Origin of the sequence: Methylorubrum pseudosasae (assembly GCF_029504475.1) — a bacterium.
Classification (GTDB): Bacteria; Pseudomonadota; Alphaproteobacteria; order Rhizobiales; family Beijerinckiaceae; genus Methylobacterium; species Methylobacterium extorquens.
Genome location: NZ_JAQGDU010000002.1, coordinates 4,639,116 through 4,655,013, shown reverse-complemented (window position 1 = coordinate 4,655,013; position 15,898 = coordinate 4,639,116). Strand labels below are relative to the sequence as shown.

The following is a 15,898-nucleotide window of genomic DNA, read 5'->3' as shown; positions in this document are numbered from 1 at the left end:
CCCGCAATGTCAGTTGCGTTCGACCCGAGACAGGATGAAGCTGTCATCAGCCTGAAGGGGGTGTTCGAATGCCGCTGCACTCGACGAACGACCTGTTCCAGAGCTTCGCTCGCGGCTATGAAGCACGCCGCGACACGGAGATGACGCTCTCTGAGTATCTCGAGGCGTGCCGCGACAACCCGCTGATGTACGCCTCCGCCGCCGAGCGCATCCTCGATGCGATCGGCCAGCCGGAAATGGTGGACACCGCCCGCGACGCGCGGCTGGGCCGGGTGTTCATGAACCGCACGATCCGGGTCTACCCGGCCTTTGCCGAGTTCTACGGCATGGAGGAGACGATCGAGCGGATCGTCTCGTTCTTCCGCCACGCGGCGCAGGGATTGGAGGAGCGCAAGCAGATCCTCTACCTGCTCGGCCCCGTCGGCGGCGGTAAGTCGTCGCTCGCCGAGCGCCTCAAGGCGCTGATGGAGGTCCATCCAGTCTACGTGCTGAAGGCCGGCGACGAGGTCTCCCCGGTCTTCGAGAGCCCGCTCGGCCTGTTCGACCCCGAGGCCATGGGTCGCGAGATCGAGGAGCGCTTCGGCATCCCGCGCCGCCGCCTCACCGGCCTGATGAGTCCCTGGGCCCTGAAGCGCCTCGACGAGTTCGACGGCGACATCTCCCGCTTCAAGGTGATCAAGGTGCGGCCGTCGCGCCTGCGCCAGATCGCCATCGCCAAGACCGAGCCGGGCGACGAGAACAACCAGGACATCTCCTCGCTGGTCGGCAAGGTCGATATCCGCCGCCTCGAAACGCTCTCCCAGGCCGATCCGGACGCCTATTCCTACTCGGGCGGCCTCAACCGGGCGAACCAGGGCGTTCTCGAATTCGTCGAGATGTTCAAGGCGCCGATCAAGATGCTCCACCCCCTGCTCACGGCGACGCAGGAGGGCAACTATGTCGGCACCGAGAATATCGGCGCGATCCCGTTCACGGGCGTGATCCTGGCGCACTCGAACGAGGCCGAGTGGCAGTCGTTCAAGACCAACAAGAACAACGAAGCCTTCATCGACCGAATCTACGTCATCAAGGTGCCCTACTGCCTCCGGGTCACGGAGGAGCAGCGCATCTACGAGAAGCTGATCTCGAGCTCCGAGCTCTCGACCGCCGCCTGCGCGCCGGGCACGCTGGAGATGCTGGCCCGCTTCTCGGTGCTCTCGCGGCTGCGCGAGCACGCCAATTCCAATCTGTTCTCGAAGATGCGGGTCTATGACGGCGAGTCGCTTCGCGAGGTCGATCCCCGCGCCCGCTCGATGCAGGAATACAAGGATACCGGCGGCGTCGATGAGGGCATGGACGGGATCTCGACCCGCTTCGCCTTCAAGGTGCTGGCCGCGACCTTCAACCACGACACCACCGAGGTCTCGGCCGATCCGGTCCACCTGATGTACGTGCTGGAACAGGCGATCCGGCGGGAGCAGCTGCCGCCGGAGACCGAGAAGCGCTACATCGAGTTCATCAAGACCGAACTCGCGCCGCGCTACGCCGAGTTCATCGGCCACGAGATCCAGAAGGCCTATCTCGAATCCTACCACGATTACGGGCAGAACCTGTTCGACCGCTACATCGACTACGCGGATGCCTGGATCGAGGATCAGGACTTCAAGGACGCCGAGACCGGTCAGCTGCTCAACCGTGAGCTCCTCAACCAGGAGCTGACCAAGATCGAAAAGCCGGCCGGCATCGCCAATCCGAAGGATTTCCGCAACGAAGTGGTGAAGTTCGCGCTGCGCTCACGGGCGCAGCACGGTGGGCGCAACCCGTCCTGGACGTCCTACGAGAAGTTGCGCGAAGTGATCGAACGGCGGATGTTCTCTCAGGTTGAGGAACTGCTGCCCGTGATCTCCTTTGGATCCAAGAAGGACAGCGACACGGAGAAGAAGCACGGCGAGTTCGTCGATCGCATGACGGATCGGGGCTACACCGAACGGCAGGTCCGGCGACTCGTGGAATGGTACATGCGGGTGAAGCAGGCGGGTTGAGGGCAAGCCCTCTGAGGCGAAGTCCTCCGGCATCCGCCGCCGCACTTCCGCACCTTTGTCCCCGAGCGGGGACGTGAGACTTGAAGGCGCTGAGCGACCCCGGATGCACATCGTCGACCGTCGGCTCAATCCAGGTGGTAAGAGCCTCCCGAACCGCCAACGCTTCCTGCGCCGGGTCAAGGACGTCGCACAGCGCGCGGTTCGGGAATCCGCCCGAGAGAAGGATATCAAGAACCTCGGCAAGGACGGGCGCATCACCGTGCCCGGCGACGGGGTGCGCGAGCCGCGCTTCTCGCGCCAGCCGGGCACGGGCCATCAGGACTACATCCTGCCCGGCAACAAGACCTACGTGGAGGGCGACCGCATCGAGCGCCCGCCGGGCGGCGGGGGAGGCGGCGGCTCCGGCGAGGGCGGGGACGGCGGCGAGAATGGCGAGGACGCCTTCCACTTCGTCCTGACGCGCGAGGAATTCCTCGACCTCTTCCTCGAAGACCTCGAACTGCCGGATCTCGCCAAGCGGCGGCTGGCGGTGGTCGAGACGGAAGGCCTGCGCCGGGCCGGCTACACGGTCTCAGGGTCGCCGGCGAACCTCGCCCTGTCGCGCACTTTGCGCAATTCCATGTCCCGGCGCATCGCCCTCAAGCGGCCGAAGCTGGAGGAGGTGGCGGCCTTGGAGGCCGAAATCGCCGCGGCGGAGACCGCCAGGGATCCGCGCCTGCCCGACCTGAAGCTCAAGCTGCTCGAACTGCGCGAGCGCTCGAAGCGCATCCCCTATGTCGATCCGATCGACCTGCGCTTCCGCCGGTTCGAGCCCTATCCGAAGCCGATCGCCCAGGCCGTGATGTTCTGCCTAATGGACGTCTCGGGCTCGATGACCGAGCACATGAAGGATCTGGCCAAGCGCTTCTACATCCTGCTGCACATCTTCCTGACGCGCCGCTACAAGCACGTCGAGATCGTCTTCATCCGCCATACCGACAAGGCAGCCGAGGTGGACGAGGAGACCTTCTTCGGCTCCCGCGAGACCGGCGGCACGCTGGTCTCCTCGGCGCTGGCCGAGATGAAGCGCATCGTCACCGAGCGCTACTCGCCGGACGACTGGAACATCTACGCCGCGCAGGCCTCGGACGGCGACAACGTCTCCTCCGACGGGCCGACCTCGACCGAATTGCTGCGCGCGCACATCCTGCCGGCCTGCCAGCACTTCGCCTATCTCGAAGTCGGTGACGAGAACGGCCCGCGCGCCGGCTTCGTCGAGCACCGCACCACCCTGTGGCGGACCTACGAGGCGCTGGCCAAGGCCGGCGAACCGCTCGCCATGCGCAAGGTGAACCACCGCCGCGACATCTACCCCGTGTTCCGCGAGCTGTTCGGCCGCAAGGACGCGCGGGCGGAGGCGGAGCGATAGGCCTCTCCGCGAGGGGAGGCGAGACAGCGTCGAAGAGAAGGGCCGACATGGTCGCGAGCCTGAGCCGCACGAAGTCGACAGCACCCAAACCGGGCGAGCTGCTGTTTTCCGGCAATGACTGGGACTTCGAGACGATCCGGCGCATCCACGATGCCTGCGAAGCCGTGGCCGGGCCCGAACTCGGCCTGTCGTGGTACCCGAACCAGATCGAGATCATCACCGCTGAGCAGATGCTCGACGCCTATGCCTCGATCGGCATGCCGCTGTTCTACAAGCACTGGTCCTTCGGCAAGCACTTCGCCCAGCAGGAGGCGAGCTACCGCCGCGGCCTGATGGGGCTCGCCTACGAGATCGTCATCAACTCCGATCCGTGCATCTCCTACGTGATGGAGGAGAACACGGCGACGATGCAGACGCTGGTGATCGCCCACGCCGCTTTCGGGCATAACCATTTCTTCAAGAACAACTATCTGTTCCGGCAATGGACCGATGCCGAGGGCATCCTCGACTATCTCGACTTCGCCAAGAGCTACATCGCCCGCTGCGAGGAGCGCTACGGGCATCAGGCGGTCGAGCACGTGCTCGATGCCGCCCACGCGCTGATGAGTCAGGGCGTCCACCGCTATCCCCGCAAGAAGCGCCCGGATCTGGCGAGTGAGCAGCGCCGGGAGCGCGAGCGCGAGGAGCACGGCGAGCAGATCTACAACGACCTCTGGCGCACGCTGCCGGCCAAGACCGGCGCGGCCAAGGGCGATCCGGCCCTGGAGCGGCGCAAGGCGCTCTTGGAGCTGCCGCAGGAAAACATCCTCTACTTCCTGGAGAAGGTGGCCCCGCGCCTGCGGCCCTGGCAGCGCGAGATTCTTCGAATTGTCCGGCTGGTCGCGCAGTACTTCTACCCGCAGCGCCAGACCAAGGTGATGAACGAGGGCTGCGCCACCTACTGCCACTACCGAATCATGAATTCCCTTTCGCAGAAGGGGCAGCTCAGCGAGGCGGCCTATCTCGAGTTCCTGACCTCGCACACCAACGTCATCCGCCAGCCGAATTTCGACGACCGGTCCTTCGGCGGTCACAACCCCTACGCGCTGGGCTTTGCCATGATGCAGGACATCGCCCGCATCGTAGAGCAGCCGAGCGACGAGGACCGCGAGTGGTTCCCCGACATCGCCGGGACCGGCGACGCCATGGGCGTGCTGCGCGATTGCTGGGAGAACTACCGCGACGAGAGCTTCATCGCGCAGTTCCTGAGCCCGAAGCTGATGCGCGACATGCGGCTGTTCCACGTCGTGGACGATCCCGACGAGCCGGAAATGCGCGTCGCGGCGATCCACGACGAGCGCGGCTACCGCAAGATGCGGCGCTCCTTCGCCCGCCAATACGATGTGGCGTGGCTCGACCCCGACATCGAGGTGGTGGACGTCGATCTGGAGGGCGACCGCCGGCTGATCCTCCACCACAAGGCGCTGAACCGCATCACCCTGCAGCGGGAGGATGCGCGGCGCGTGCTCCAGCACCTCGCCGACCTCTGGGGCTACGACGCGGTGCTCAAGGAGGTCGATCCGGCGACCGGCGCGGTGCTGGTCGAGCACTCGGCAAGCGCGCGGCCGATCTTCTTCTGACTGTCAGAAAGCCGGCTCGGCCGCTCCCATCCTCGCCCTCATCCTGAGGTGGCGGCGCGAAGCGTCGCCCTCGAAGGATCGACCAGGGATCGCGCGGGAGCGGGAGCATCCTTCGAGGCCGCTTTGCGGCACCTCGGGATGAGGTGGAGGGTTGGAGCTGCCCCATGAAAATGGGCTCAGAGCGAGAGGATCGCGGCTCCGGCGTCGCGCGCCTGCGCTGTGAAGCGCACGCGGCCGCCTTCCAACACGGCGCCGCCGCCCGCGATCAGAGCGAGCGCCGCCGGGTAGAGCCGATGCTCCTGCACGATCACTCGGGCGCTCAGCGTGTCGGCGTCGTCGCCCGGCAGGACCGGCACGGCGGCCTGGGCCACGATCGGGCCGGCATCGAGTTCCGGCACGACGTAATGCACGGTGCAGCCATGCAGGCGCACGCCTGCGTCCAGCGCGCGTCCGTGGGTGTGGGTGCCCTTGAACAGCGGCAGCAGCGAGGGGTGGATGTTGATCATCCGGCCGCCCCAAGCCTCGACGAAGGCGTCGGTGAGGATGCGCATGAAGCCGGCGAGCACGATCAGCTCGATGCCCGCTTCGTCCAGCTCCGCCTGGAGCGCGGCGTCGAAGCGGGCGCGGTCGGGGAACGCCTTGTGGTCGATGGCGCGGGCCGGGATGCCCGCCGCCCGCGCGCGGTCGAGGCCGGCGGCGTCGGGGCGGTTCGAGAGCACGAGCACGATCTCGGCCGGATAATCGGGCGCGCGCGCCGCCTCGATCAGCGAGACCATGTTCGAGCCGCGGCCCGAGATCAGGATCGCGACGCGCTTCTTCGGGGCCGGAGCGCTCACAGGGCGAGCTGCCCCGTGAAGGTCACCGCTTCCGCCCCGCGCTCGGTGATGTGCCCGAGCCGGACCGGCGCCTCGCCGGCCTCGGTCAGCGCGTCCGACACGGCGTCGGCCGCATCGGCGGCGGCGACCACCACCATGCCGATGCCGCAGTTGAAGGTCCGCAGCATCTCCGCTTCCGCGACCCCGCCCTCGCGCGCCAGCCAGCCGAAGACCGGCGGCACGGCAATCGCCGAGAGGTCGATTGCGATGCCGACGCCGTCGGGCAGGACGCGGGGGAGGTTGTCGGGGAAGCCGCCGCCGGTGATGTGGGCGAGCGCCCGGATGCCGCCGGCCCGCTTCAGGGCGGCGAGCAGCGGCTTCACGTAGATCCGGGTCGGCTCCAGCAGTGCCTCGCCGAGGCTGCGGCCCGGCGCGAAGGGCGCGTCGGCGTCGTAGCCGAGGCCGGTCTTGGCCACGATCCGCCGCACCAGCGAGAACCCGTTCGAGTGGACGCCCGAGGAGGGCAGGCCGAGCACCACGTCGCCGGGCAGGATGCCGGGGCGCGGCAGCAGCGTGCCGCGCTCGGCCGCCCCCACCGAGAAGCCGGCGAGATCGTAGTCGGAACCGTCGTAGAGGCCCGGCATCTCGGCGGTCTCGCCGCCGATCAGCGCGCAGCCCGCCTGCCGGCAGCCCTCGGCGATGCCGCGCACGATGTCGGCGCCGACGCCGGGCACCAGTTTTCCGGTGGCGTAATAGTCGAGGAAGAACAGCGGCTCGGCGCCCTGGACGATGATGTCGTTGACGCACATCGCCACGAGGTCGATGCCGATCGTGTGGTGGCGTCCGGTCTCGATGGCGATCTTCACCTTGGTGCCGACGCCGTCATTGGCGGCGACCAGGATCGCGTCCTTGAAGCCCGCGGCCTTGAGGTCGAACAGACCGCCGAAGCCGCCGATCTCCGCATCCGCCCCCGGCCGGCGCGTGGCGCGCACCAGCGGCTTGATCGTCTCGACGAGCGCGTTGCCCGCGTCGATGTCGACGCCGGCCTGCGCGTAGGTGAGCCCGTTTCCGTCCTGCGCCGTCATCGCCGCCCCGTCGTCCGGTAATCGCTGATCATGCCAAAACCCGCTGCCACATCGCGGCGCGATTGGCCACTGTCACCGGCGCGGGGCGGCGTGTTCGGGCACAGCATCATGCCGTGCCGCGGGCGAAAACCGCCTCGATCGGTGTCCTCGGTTGCCGTGGCGCCCTCTCCCGACGAGGCGAAGCGGCGATCGAACGCCTTCCCGCCGCGCGCGGCAAGGCCCGCCATGCGAGGTCCGGCTTGCAAGACCTGCCTCGCAAGACCTGCCTTGACCGGGCGCGCCCCGCTTCCCACTGTCCGCGCCGGACGGATTGACGGGGGACGGCATCTCCATGCGTGGGCGGGCAATCGTCGGGCTGTCGATCCTCGCGGTCGTCGTCTTCCTGCTCTACGAACTGCGCGAGGTGATGCTGCCCTTCGTGGCGGGGCTGGCGCTGGCCTACCTGCTCGATCCGCTGGCCGACCGGCTGGAGCGGCTCGGCCTCGGCCGGCTCGCCGCGACCCTGCTGATCCTGGCCGGATTCGTCGTCGGGTTCGTGGTGCTGCTCATCATCGTCGTGCCGCTGGCCGCCGGGCAGATCGCCTCCCTCGTCAATTCCCTGCCGACCATGGTCGGGCGGCTGCAGAGCATCCTCGTGGAGCGGGCGGGGCCGCTGCTCCAGCGGATCGGCGGCACGGAGGTCGTCAACGAACTGCAATCCTCCGTCGGCACGCTGGTCGGGCAGGGCGGGGCGTGGTTCCTGGCCTTCCTCAAATCGCTCTGGACGGGGAGCCAAGCGCTCGTCTCCATCGCCTCGCTGCTCGTCGTCACGCCGGTCGTCGCCTTCTACGTGCTGCACGACTGGGACCGGATGATCGCCGCCCTCGACGGCTGGGTGCCCCCGCGCCACCGCCCGACGGCGCGGCGGCTCGCGGGCGAGATCGACGGGGCGGTGACCGGCTTCGTGCGCGGCCAGAGCCTCGTCTGCCTGATCCTCGGCTCGTTCTACGCGGTCGGCCTGTTCCTCGTCGGGCTGAACTTCGGCGTCCTGATCGGGATGATCTCGGGCTTCCTCACCTTCATCCCCTATGTCGGCACGCTCACCGGCTTCCTGCTCTCGGTCGGCGTCGCCCTGGTGCAGTGGTGGCCCAGCGGCGACTGGCTGCATATCGGCCTCACCGTCGGGGTGTTCCTCGTCGGGCAGTTCCTCGAAGGCAACGTGATCTCGCCCAAGCTCGTGGGCGATTCGGTCGGCCTCCACCCGGTCTGGCTGATGTTTGCGCTGCTCGCCTTCGGCTCGCTGTTCGGCTTCCTCGGGCTCCTGCTCGCGGTGCCGGTGGCCGCCTCGATCGGCGTCGTGGTGCGCTTCGGCATCGAGCGCTACCTCGAGAGCAAGCTCTTCCGGGGCGACGGGCCGCTGCTGATCGGGGAGTCGGGGAACTCGACGCTGCCCGCCCGCGATTGATCGCGCGGCCGCCGAGAATCCCCTCCCGACTGGTGTCGAGCAACTTGGTGTAAGGTGCGAGGATGCGCGACACGGAACCCCCGAAGCAGCTCACCTTCGACCTGCCGCTCGACCCGCGCTACGGCGCCGAGGACTTTTTGGTCAGCCCCTCCAACGAGGAGGCCTACGTCCTGATCGAGGCCTGGCCCGACTGGCCGGACACGGTGTTCCTGCTCCGCGGCCCACCCGGCAGCGGCAAGAGCCATCTCGCCTCGATCTGGGCGACGCGGGCGCAGGCCTGGACGGTCTCGGCCGCGGACGTCGCGATGGACCGCGTTTCGCATCTGATTTCCAACGGCGCCCTCGTGGTGGAGGACGTGGACCGCGCGGCGGGCCGCGACGAGGCGGCCCTGTTCCATCTGCTCAATCTCGCCCGCGAGCGCCGCTTTCCGGTGCTGCTCACGGCCTGCGGACCGGTGGACGGCTTCGGCCTCAAGGTCGCCGACCTGCGCTCGCGGCTGCGGCTCGCCCCCGGCGCCGAGATCGGCCCGCCGGACGACGCGCTCCTGAAGGCGGTGATCGTCAAGCTGTTCGCCGACCGGCAGCTCGGCATCGACACCTCGGTGGTCGATGCGCTGGCGCTACGCATCGACCGCTCGCTCGCTCGCGTCCGCGAGGTCGTGGCCGAACTCGACCGCGACGCGCTCGGCCGCCGTCGCCGCATCACCCGGCCGCTCGCGCTCGCCGTCCTCGACCGGATGGATGCCGCCGACGGGGGAGGCGAGGGTCAGGACGCGGAAGAGGGGGACGGCGAAGAGGACGACGCTGCGGGCGGGCCGTGAGTCGCCCGCCGTTGTCACGAAACCGTCAAACCGGTTCGGCCGCCCTATGTTAGGGAGCCGCGCAGCACTGCAAGGGGCGGAGTCGTCACCGGTCGCATCATGACCGGGACGCGCTTCGGAGCGGAAGGGAGCCAGGGCGTTGTCGGAAGTGGAGTCGGATGTCGTCGCCCGGGATACGGAGGCGACCGAGACCGAAGAGACCAGCCTCGCCACCGAGCGGGGTGTGCGCAGCGAATCCGCCCGCGCCCGGACGGCCCGCGCCGCCCGCATCCTCGCGGCGGAGAAAGCCGCCGAGAAGCCGTCGGAGGCTGACGCCAAGGTGGAGAGCGATGCGGCCGAGGCCGCCCGCGAACCGGTGCTGGAGGCCGGGCGATCGCTCCGCCACTCGCCCGAACGGTTCGTCAATCGTGAGCTGTCCTGGCTCCAGTTCAACCGCCGGGTCCTGGAGGAATCCGCCAACCCCAACCATCCGCTGCTGGAGCAGCTCCGCTTCCTCTCGATCTCGGCCAACAATCTGGACGAGTTCTTCATGGTGCGTGTCGCCGGCCTGCACGATCAGGTCCGCGCCGGCCTCGTCGTGCCCTCGCAGGACGGCCTGACCCCCTCCGAGCAGCTCGCCCGCATCGGCACGGAAGTCTCGCGGCTGGCGCTGGACCAGCAGGATCGCTGGCGCGCGCTGCGCGAGGAGCTGAACGGCAACGGCATCCACCTCGCGGAGCCGGCGGAGCTGTCGGCGGAGCACCTCGCTTGGCTCGACGACTATTTCCTCACCTACATCTTCCCGGTGCTGACGCCGCTCGCGATCGATCCGGCCCACCCGTTCCCGTTCATCCCCAATCTCGGCTTCACCGTCGCGCTGATGATGGTGCGGCCCCGTGACGGGCGCACCCTGCGCGCCCTGATCCGCCTGCCGTCGCTGCTCGACCGGTTCGTGCGCCTGCCCGACGTGGCCGGCGACGGCACCGCTCGCTTCATCGCCATCGAGCAGGTGATCGCGAAATACGCGAGCCGGCTCTTCCCCGGCTACTCGCTCAAGGGGCAGGGCGCCTTCCGCGTCGTGCGCGACTCCGATCTCGAGATCGAGGAGGAGGCGGAAGACCTCGTCCTGCACTTCGAATCGGCGATCAAGCGGCGCCGCCGCGGCGTCGTCATCCGCTTGGAGGTCGAGGCGGGCATGACGGAGGAGCTGCGCTCCTTCGTTGCCGACGAATTGGAGATCGCCCCCGATTCGGTCTTCGTGGTCGAGGGGATGCTGGCGCTCAACGAGCTATCGCAGATCGTCGGGATCGACCGGCCGGACCTCAAGTTCAAGCCCTACAACCCGCGCTTCCCCGAGCGCATCCGCGAATCGGGCGGCGACGTCTTCGCGGCGATCCGCCAGAAGGATTTCATCGTCCACCACCCCTACGAGTCGTTCGACTCGGTGGTGCAGTTCCTGGCCCAGGCCGCCCGCGATCCGAACGTGGTAGCGATCAAGCAAACGCTCTATCGCACCTCATCGAACTCGCCGATCGTGGCCGCGCTCGCGGAGGCGGCGGAAGCCGGCAAGTCCGTCACCGCACTGGTCGAGCTGAAGGCCCGGTTCGACGAGGAGGCCAATATCCGCTGGGCGCGCAACCTTGAGAAGGCGGGCGCGCAGGTGGTGTTCGGCTTCGTCGAGCTGAAGACCCACGCCAAGCTGTCGATGGTGGTGCGCCGCGAGGGCGATCGCCTCGTCACCTACTGCCATGTCGGCACCGGCAACTATCACCCCATCACCGCGCGCATCTACACCGACCTGTCCTTCTTCACCGCCGACCCGGCCATCGCCCGGGACGTCTCGCGCATCTTCAACTTCATCACCGGCTACGCCGAGCCGGCGGAGCTGGAGCGCATGGCGGTGTCGCCGCTGACCCTGAAGCCGCGCCTCCTGCAGCACATCGAGGAGGAGATCGCCCACGCCAAGGCCGGGCGCCCGGCGGCGATCTGGATCAAGTGCAACTCGCTGGTCGACAGCCAGATCATCGATGCGCTCTACGATGCGAGCCAGGAGGGCGTGCAGATCGACTGCATCGTACGCGGCATCTGCTGCCTACGGCCGGGCATTCCGGGCCTGTCCGACACGATCCGGGTCAAGTCGATCGTCGGGCGCTTCCTCGAGCACGAGCGCGTCTACGCCTTCGGCAACGGCGCCGGGCTGCCGCACCCGAAGGCCACCCTCTACATCTCCTCGGCCGACCTGATGCAGCGCAACCTCGATCGGCGGGTCGAATCCCTGCTGCCGATCACCAATCCGACTGTGCATCAGCAGGTGCTCGATCAGATCATGCTGGCAAACCTTCTCGACAACCGACAGAGCTGGCGTGTACTGGCATCGGGTGCGAGCGAGCGGATCAGCCCTGCGGACGGGGAGGAACCGTTCAATGCGCACAAGTATTTCATGACGAATCCAAGCCTGTCCGGGCGCGGTAAGTCGTCGAAGAAGTCGAGCCCGCGGGCGCTCAGCCGTCGTGCCCAGCGGTCCTGACCACGGCCTGCGCCGGGCCGGTTTCCGGCCCGGTACTATCGAGAGTGTTCGGCCGGTTTCCGGCTCGGCACCTTCGTGAGTGTCCGGGCGGTGTCCGGCCTGGCACCATCGTGAGCGCCCCTTGCGCGGGGTGCTTCCCTGAGAGGGGGCTGCATGGGTCCGACACGTCCTCACCTGACGCTCGCCCACTCTGCCGAACGGCCGGCTCCGCTGATGACTGGCATGACGTTCGAACCCGTCGCGATCATCGATATCGGCTCGAATTCGGTGCGGCTCGTCGCCTATGACGGGCTCCAGCGCGCCTCGACGCCGCTCTACAATGAGAAGGTGCTGTGCGGGCTCGGCCGCAGCGTCTTCTCCACGGGCCGCCTCAACGAGGATTCCGTGCAGCGGGCGCTCACGGCGCTCCGCCGCTTCCGCGTCCTGTGCGATACGATGCGGGTCTCGCGCATCTTCGTGCTGGCGACCGCCGCCGCGCGGGACGCGGCCAACGGCCCGGCTTTCCTGGACGCCGCCCGCGAGGCGCTGGGCCAGGAGATCCAGCTTCTCTCCGGCCGGCGCGAAGCGGAGCTGTCCGCGCTCGGCGTCGTCTCCGGCTTCTACGCGCCCGATGGCGTGGTCGGCGACCTCGGCGGCGGCTCGCTCGAACTCGTTGACGTCAAGGGCACCACGGTCGGCCAGGGCGTGACCATGCCGCTCGGCGGGCTGGCGCTTCAGGATCTCTCCGAGGGCTCGCTGAAGAAGGCGCGCAAGATCGCCCGCGAGCATCTGAAGAAGGCCGAGCCGCAGCTCGACACCCTGCGCGGGCGTACCTTCTACGCGGTCGGCGGCACGTGGCGGGCGCTGGCCCGGCTGCATCAGGCCACCCGCGACTATCCGCTCCACGTCATGCACGGCTACGCGGTGGAGCCCTCCGACGAGCTGAGCTTCCTCGAAATGGTCGAGGCGAGCGACGCCGCGACCCTGCAGGAGGTCGAGACCATCGCCGAGGCGCGCCGGCCGCTGCTGGCCTTCGGCGCGGTGGTGCTCGAAGAGATCATCCGGGCGGGCCGTCCGCGCGAGATCGCGATTTCCGCCTTCGGCGTGCGCGAGGGCCTGCTGTTCGAGCAGCTCGACCGCGAGACGCGTCTGACCGATCCGCTGATCGTCTCGGCGCAAGAGCTGAACATGCAGCGTGCCCGCTCGCCCGGCCACGGCGACGAGCTGCGCGACTGGACCGACCAGTTCATCACCAGCCTGGACGGCCCCGAGACCGCGGGCGAGCGCCGCCTGCGCCACGCTGCCTGCCTGCTCTCGGATATCGGCTGGCGGGCGCATCCCGATTACCGCGGCGAGCAGAGCCTCAACGTGCTCGCCAACGCCGCCTTCGCCGGCATCGACCATCCCGGCCGTGCCTACCTCGCCCTGTCGGGCTATTTCCGCCACGAGGGCGTGGCGCCGGAAAAGGCGAGCCCGACCCTGCGGGCGCTTGCCGGCCCGCGCCTGTTCGACCGCGCCCGCCTCGTCGGCGCGCTCATGCGCGTCGCCTTCCCAGTCTCCGCCGGGATGGCGGGACCGCTCAAGCGGATGCCGCTCGTGGTGGAGGACGGCAAGGTGGTGCTGCGCCTGCCCGCCGAATGGGCCGAACTCAACGGCGAACGCCTGCTCAGCCGCGTCCGTGGCCTGGGTCGCGTCGTCGGGCTCGACGGGCGGGTCGAGGTCGCCTGAGCCGGCCGCTCACGATCCGCTTGTAGACCTGTACCCGCTCGCGCCGATGCGGCGCGCGTCGGCGATTGGGCCGCTGGCTCAGCCCGAGAGCCGGGTATGGGCGATCGCGATCTCCCGCTCGGCATCGGCCATCAGATAGGCGATCCGCGGTCCGTCGAGGTTGGCGTCCGTGAGGCGCTGGCGCAGGTCGGCCTCGTACTTCTTCTCCTCGACACGCCGCGGCGGCGGCAGAAGGCGCAGCAGCATCGGGCTGGCGATCTCACTGCGGATGAGACCGCGATGGTTGGCGAGGCGCCGCAGGCTGCTGGCGAGGTCGTCGAGCTTCGATTCCGGCAGATACTGGCGAGCGGACGTGCGGGCTCGGGCGACCTGAGACATGGTGCGACCTTTCGGCGACAATCTGCGATAAATCGCCTGCCACCGGTTCGCTTTCCCTTGAGAAAGACCGTTAACGCTTCTCGCGCTGTACCCAGGCCCGGCCCCGGACCGGATGCGTGCCGGCCAGGGGCTAGGGGAATTCGGTCGAGGGAATTCGGATAGGTGGGCCTTGCGCCGGGGTCGCGGTTCCTGTTCCCCGCGCTCCCGACGCACCTGCAGCCGCTCGGCCCACTGAGCGTCACAGGAACGGCGCAGAGAACTGGTCCGCACCGCCCCGTCACTGCCGGCCCCGCCACCACGCAGGCCCGAGAGGGCTCGCGAAACCGTCAGGCGCATCGGCCGCGGGGAGGGCCGATGTAGAGGCCCGCGCCGCCGACGGCAACCGTGCCGTGACGCCGCTCCCCCGCCACCGATGTGGGTTCTGGTCCTCGCCGGCCCTCGGCTGACCTGCTTCTCACAGAACTCCCGCCACGCGGCCGTGCCCCGAGGGACAGCGATCGGTGATCGGGAGCTTTGATGCGAGACCCTGTTACCGCAGCGAGCCGCAGAAGCGCTGGATGCGCCGGCAGGCCTCTTCCAGGGTCTTGTTGGAGGTGGCGTAGGAGATGCGCAGGTTGGGGCCGAGGCCGAAGGCCGAGCCGTGGACCGCGGCGACGCCCTCCGCCTGGAGCAGCTCGGTGACGAAGTCCTGGTCCGAGCCGATGGTCTTGCCGGTCTCGGTCGTCTTGCCGATCAGCTCGGCGCAGGACGGGTAGACGTAGAACGCGCCTTCCGGCACCGGGCATTTCAGGCCGTTGGTCTGGTTCAGCATTGAGACCACGAGGTCGCGCCGCTCCTGGAACGCCGCCTTGAAGCGCGCGAGGTGCTCCTGCGTACCGTCGAGGGCCGCTACCGCCGCCCATTGCGAGATCGAGGAGGCGCCCGAGGTCTGCTGGCCCTGCACGAAGTCCATCGCCTTGATGAGCTGCTCGGGGCCGGCGGCGTAGCCGATGCGCCAGCCGGTCATGGCGTAGGCCTTCGAGACGCCGTTCATGGTCAGCGTGCGCTCGTAGAGGCCGGGCTCGACCTGGGCGGGCGTGACGAACTCGAAGTCGCCGTAGGTCAGGTGCTCGTACATGTCGTCGGTGAGCACCCAGACCTGCGGATGCCGCATCAGCACGTCGGTGATCTTCTTCATCTCGTCGCGGGTGTAGGCGGCACCCGAGGGGTTCGACGGCGAGTTGAGGATGATCCACTTGGTCTTCGGCGTAATGACCCGCTCCAGCTCCTCCGGCTGGAGCTTGAAGTCGTGGGCCATGTCGGTCTCGGCGAAGACCGGCGTGCCGCCGCACAGGATCACCATCTCCGGGTAGGAGACCCAGTAGGGGCGGGGGATCACCACCTCGTCGCCGGGGTTCAGGGTGGCGAGCAGCGCGTTGTAGATGACGTGCTTGCCGCCGGTGCCGACGATGGTCTGCGAGACCTTGTAGTCGAGCCCGTTCTCGCGCTTGAACTTCTTGACGATCGCCTCGCGCAGCGGGTTGATGCCGGAGACGGGCGGGTACTTGGTCTCGCCGCGGCGGATCGCATCGATCGCCGCCTCCTTGATGTGGTCGGGCGTGTCGAAATCCGGCTCGCCGACCGAGAGGCTGATGACATCGACGCCCGAGGCTTTCAGCTCGCGCGCCTTCTGGGTCATCGCGATGGTCGCGGACGGCTTCACCCGCGAGAGGGCGTCGGCGAGAAAGCCCATGGGAGATCTCCGAAAGGTCTTCGAGTGTGCGGTGGCCCGAAAGATGTTCCGGGCATCGCGGCTCTCGTAATCATGCGCCGCGGCACGAGCAAGCGCGGCAGGCGAGAGGCTGCTGCCCACCCCTTCCGGTCGGAGGCAGCCTCTTCGCAGTCACGGCCCGTCCGAGGCCGCCTGCAATTTTTCTCAATCTGGAACGAAGTGTTTTTGAGGCGTACGCTGGGAAGGTTTTCGGGTATTGTCACAAACAAGACGTGCAGTTTCTTGCAGTGCGACAGCATATCGGTGCACTGCAACGATAATTGTATGCAGAATTCAGCTGCCCCTGTGAGACCGGGACTTGCCCGGACTCGCGGGGGCGGCCG

12 protein-coding genes are annotated in these 15,898 nt (G+C 68.2%); 7 read left to right on the top strand and 5 right to left on the bottom strand.

The window, feature by feature from the left end; translation table 11 throughout:
- Nucleotides 1-68: 68 nt before the first annotated feature.
- From M2437_RS22965 to M2437_RS22955, 3 genes are all read left to right on the top strand, one after another.
- Nucleotides 69-2,021, top strand: a complete 1,953-nt coding sequence (locus M2437_RS22965; protein WP_003598016.1) for a PrkA family serine protein kinase — start codon at nt 69-71, stop codon at nt 2,019-2,021.
- Nucleotides 2,022-2,124: 103 nt separating this feature from the next.
- The gene (locus M2437_RS22960; RefSeq protein ID WP_003598018.1) at nt 2,125-3,429 is read left to right on the top strand and encodes a YeaH/YhbH family protein; all 1,305 of its coding nucleotides are present in this window, start codon (nt 2,125-2,127) and stop codon (nt 3,427-3,429) included.
- A 47-nt stretch (nt 3,430-3,476) separates the two neighbouring features.
- A complete protein-coding gene (locus M2437_RS22955; protein ID WP_012253574.1) occupies nt 3,477-5,048 on the top strand; it encodes a SpoVR family protein in 1,572 nt (523 codons plus the stop codon).
- 176 nt (nt 5,049-5,224) lie between these two features.
- Here the strand turns inward: M2437_RS22955 and purN are convergent, their stop codons facing one another.
- The 3 genes from purN to M2437_RS22940 are packed head-to-tail and all read right to left on the bottom strand — an operon-like array spanning nt 5,225 to nt 7,175.
- On the bottom strand, nt 5,225-5,884 hold the full coding sequence (purN, locus tag M2437_RS22950; RefSeq protein WP_253388768.1) for a phosphoribosylglycinamide formyltransferase: 660 nt from the start codon (nt 5,882-5,884) through the stop codon (nt 5,225-5,227).
- The gene (purM, locus tag M2437_RS22945; protein WP_253388767.1) at nt 5,881-6,948 is read right to left on the bottom strand and encodes a phosphoribosylformylglycinamidine cyclo-ligase; all 1,068 of its coding nucleotides are present in this window, start codon (nt 6,946-6,948) and stop codon (nt 5,881-5,883) included. The genes purN and purM overlap by 4 nt, the downstream gene beginning before the upstream one ends.
- A complete protein-coding gene (locus tag M2437_RS22940) occupies nt 6,945-7,175 on the bottom strand; it encodes a hypothetical protein (protein WP_253388766.1) in 231 nt (76 codons plus the stop codon). Before M2437_RS22940 ends, purM begins: the two co-directional genes overlap by 4 nt.
- Nucleotides 7,176-7,279: 104 nt before the next feature.
- Here M2437_RS22940 and M2437_RS22935 point away from each other — a divergent pair, with 104 nt between their 5' ends.
- The 4 genes from M2437_RS22935 (at nt 7,280) to ppx (ending at nt 13,426) form a co-directional block, all read left to right on the top strand.
- Nucleotides 7,280-8,392: an AI-2E family transporter gene (locus M2437_RS22935; protein WP_253388765.1), complete on the top strand. Its 1,113-nt coding sequence runs from the start codon at nt 7,280-7,282 to the stop codon at nt 8,390-8,392.
- A gap of 62 nt (nt 8,393-8,454) precedes the next feature.
- Nucleotides 8,455-9,213: a P-loop NTPase family protein gene (locus M2437_RS22930; RefSeq protein ID WP_253388764.1), complete on the top strand. Its 759-nt coding sequence runs from the start codon at nt 8,455-8,457 to the stop codon at nt 9,211-9,213.
- A gap of 139 nt (nt 9,214-9,352) precedes the next feature.
- The gene (locus M2437_RS22925) at nt 9,353-11,719 is read left to right on the top strand and encodes an RNA degradosome polyphosphate kinase (RefSeq protein WP_012253579.1); all 2,367 of its coding nucleotides are present in this window, start codon (nt 9,353-9,355) and stop codon (nt 11,717-11,719) included.
- Nucleotides 11,720-11,872: 153 nt separating this feature from the next.
- Complete coding sequence (gene ppx / locus M2437_RS22920; protein WP_076643937.1) at nt 11,873-13,426, top strand: exopolyphosphatase; 1,554 nt, start codon at nt 11,873-11,875, stop codon at nt 13,424-13,426.
- Nucleotides 13,427-13,504: 78 nt separating this feature from the next.
- On the opposite strand, the gene M2437_RS22915 is transcribed toward ppx, so the two are convergent.
- Both M2437_RS22915 and M2437_RS22910 read right to left on the bottom strand, forming a co-directional pair.
- Nucleotides 13,505-13,804: a hypothetical protein gene (locus M2437_RS22915; protein ID WP_003598027.1), complete on the bottom strand. Its 300-nt coding sequence runs from the start codon at nt 13,802-13,804 to the stop codon at nt 13,505-13,507.
- A gap of 529 nt (nt 13,805-14,333) precedes the next feature.
- Nucleotides 14,334-15,536 (bottom strand): pyridoxal phosphate-dependent aminotransferase, encoded by a 1,203-nt coding sequence (locus tag M2437_RS22910; protein ID WP_012253580.1) that lies wholly within the window; start codon nt 15,534-15,536, stop codon nt 14,334-14,336.
- Nucleotides 15,537-15,898: the final 362 nt, after the last annotated feature.

Excerpts from the sequence above, each read along its gene's own strand:
- M2437_RS22960 (WP_003598018.1), top strand. The coding sequence starts at position 2,125 with ATGCACATCGTCGACCGTCGGCTCAATCCAGGTGGTAAGAGCCTCCCG.
- M2437_RS22930 (WP_253388764.1), top strand. The coding sequence starts at position 8,455 with ATGCGCGACACGGAACCCCCGAAGCAGCTCACCTTCGACCTGCCGCTC.
- M2437_RS22955 (WP_012253574.1), top strand. The coding sequence starts at position 3,477 with ATGGTCGCGAGCCTGAGCCGCACGAAGTCGACAGCACCCAAACCGGGC.
- purM (WP_253388767.1), bottom strand. The coding sequence starts at position 6,948 with ATGACGGCGCAGGACGGAAACGGGCTCACCTACGCGCAGGCCGGCGTC.
- M2437_RS22965 (WP_003598016.1), top strand. The coding sequence starts at position 69 with ATGCCGCTGCACTCGACGAACGACCTGTTCCAGAGCTTCGCTCGCGGC.
- M2437_RS22940 (WP_253388766.1), bottom strand. The coding sequence starts at position 7,175 with ATGGCGGGCCTTGCCGCGCGCGGCGGGAAGGCGTTCGATCGCCGCTTC.
- M2437_RS22910 (WP_012253580.1), bottom strand. The coding sequence starts at position 15,536 with ATGGGCTTTCTCGCCGACGCCCTCTCGCGGGTGAAGCCGTCCGCGACC.
- M2437_RS22915 (WP_003598027.1), bottom strand. The coding sequence starts at position 13,804 with ATGTCTCAGGTCGCCCGAGCCCGCACGTCCGCTCGCCAGTATCTGCCG.
- M2437_RS22935 (WP_253388765.1), top strand. The coding sequence starts at position 7,280 with ATGCGTGGGCGGGCAATCGTCGGGCTGTCGATCCTCGCGGTCGTCGTC.
- ppx (WP_076643937.1), top strand. The coding sequence starts at position 11,873 with ATGGGTCCGACACGTCCTCACCTGACGCTCGCCCACTCTGCCGAACGG.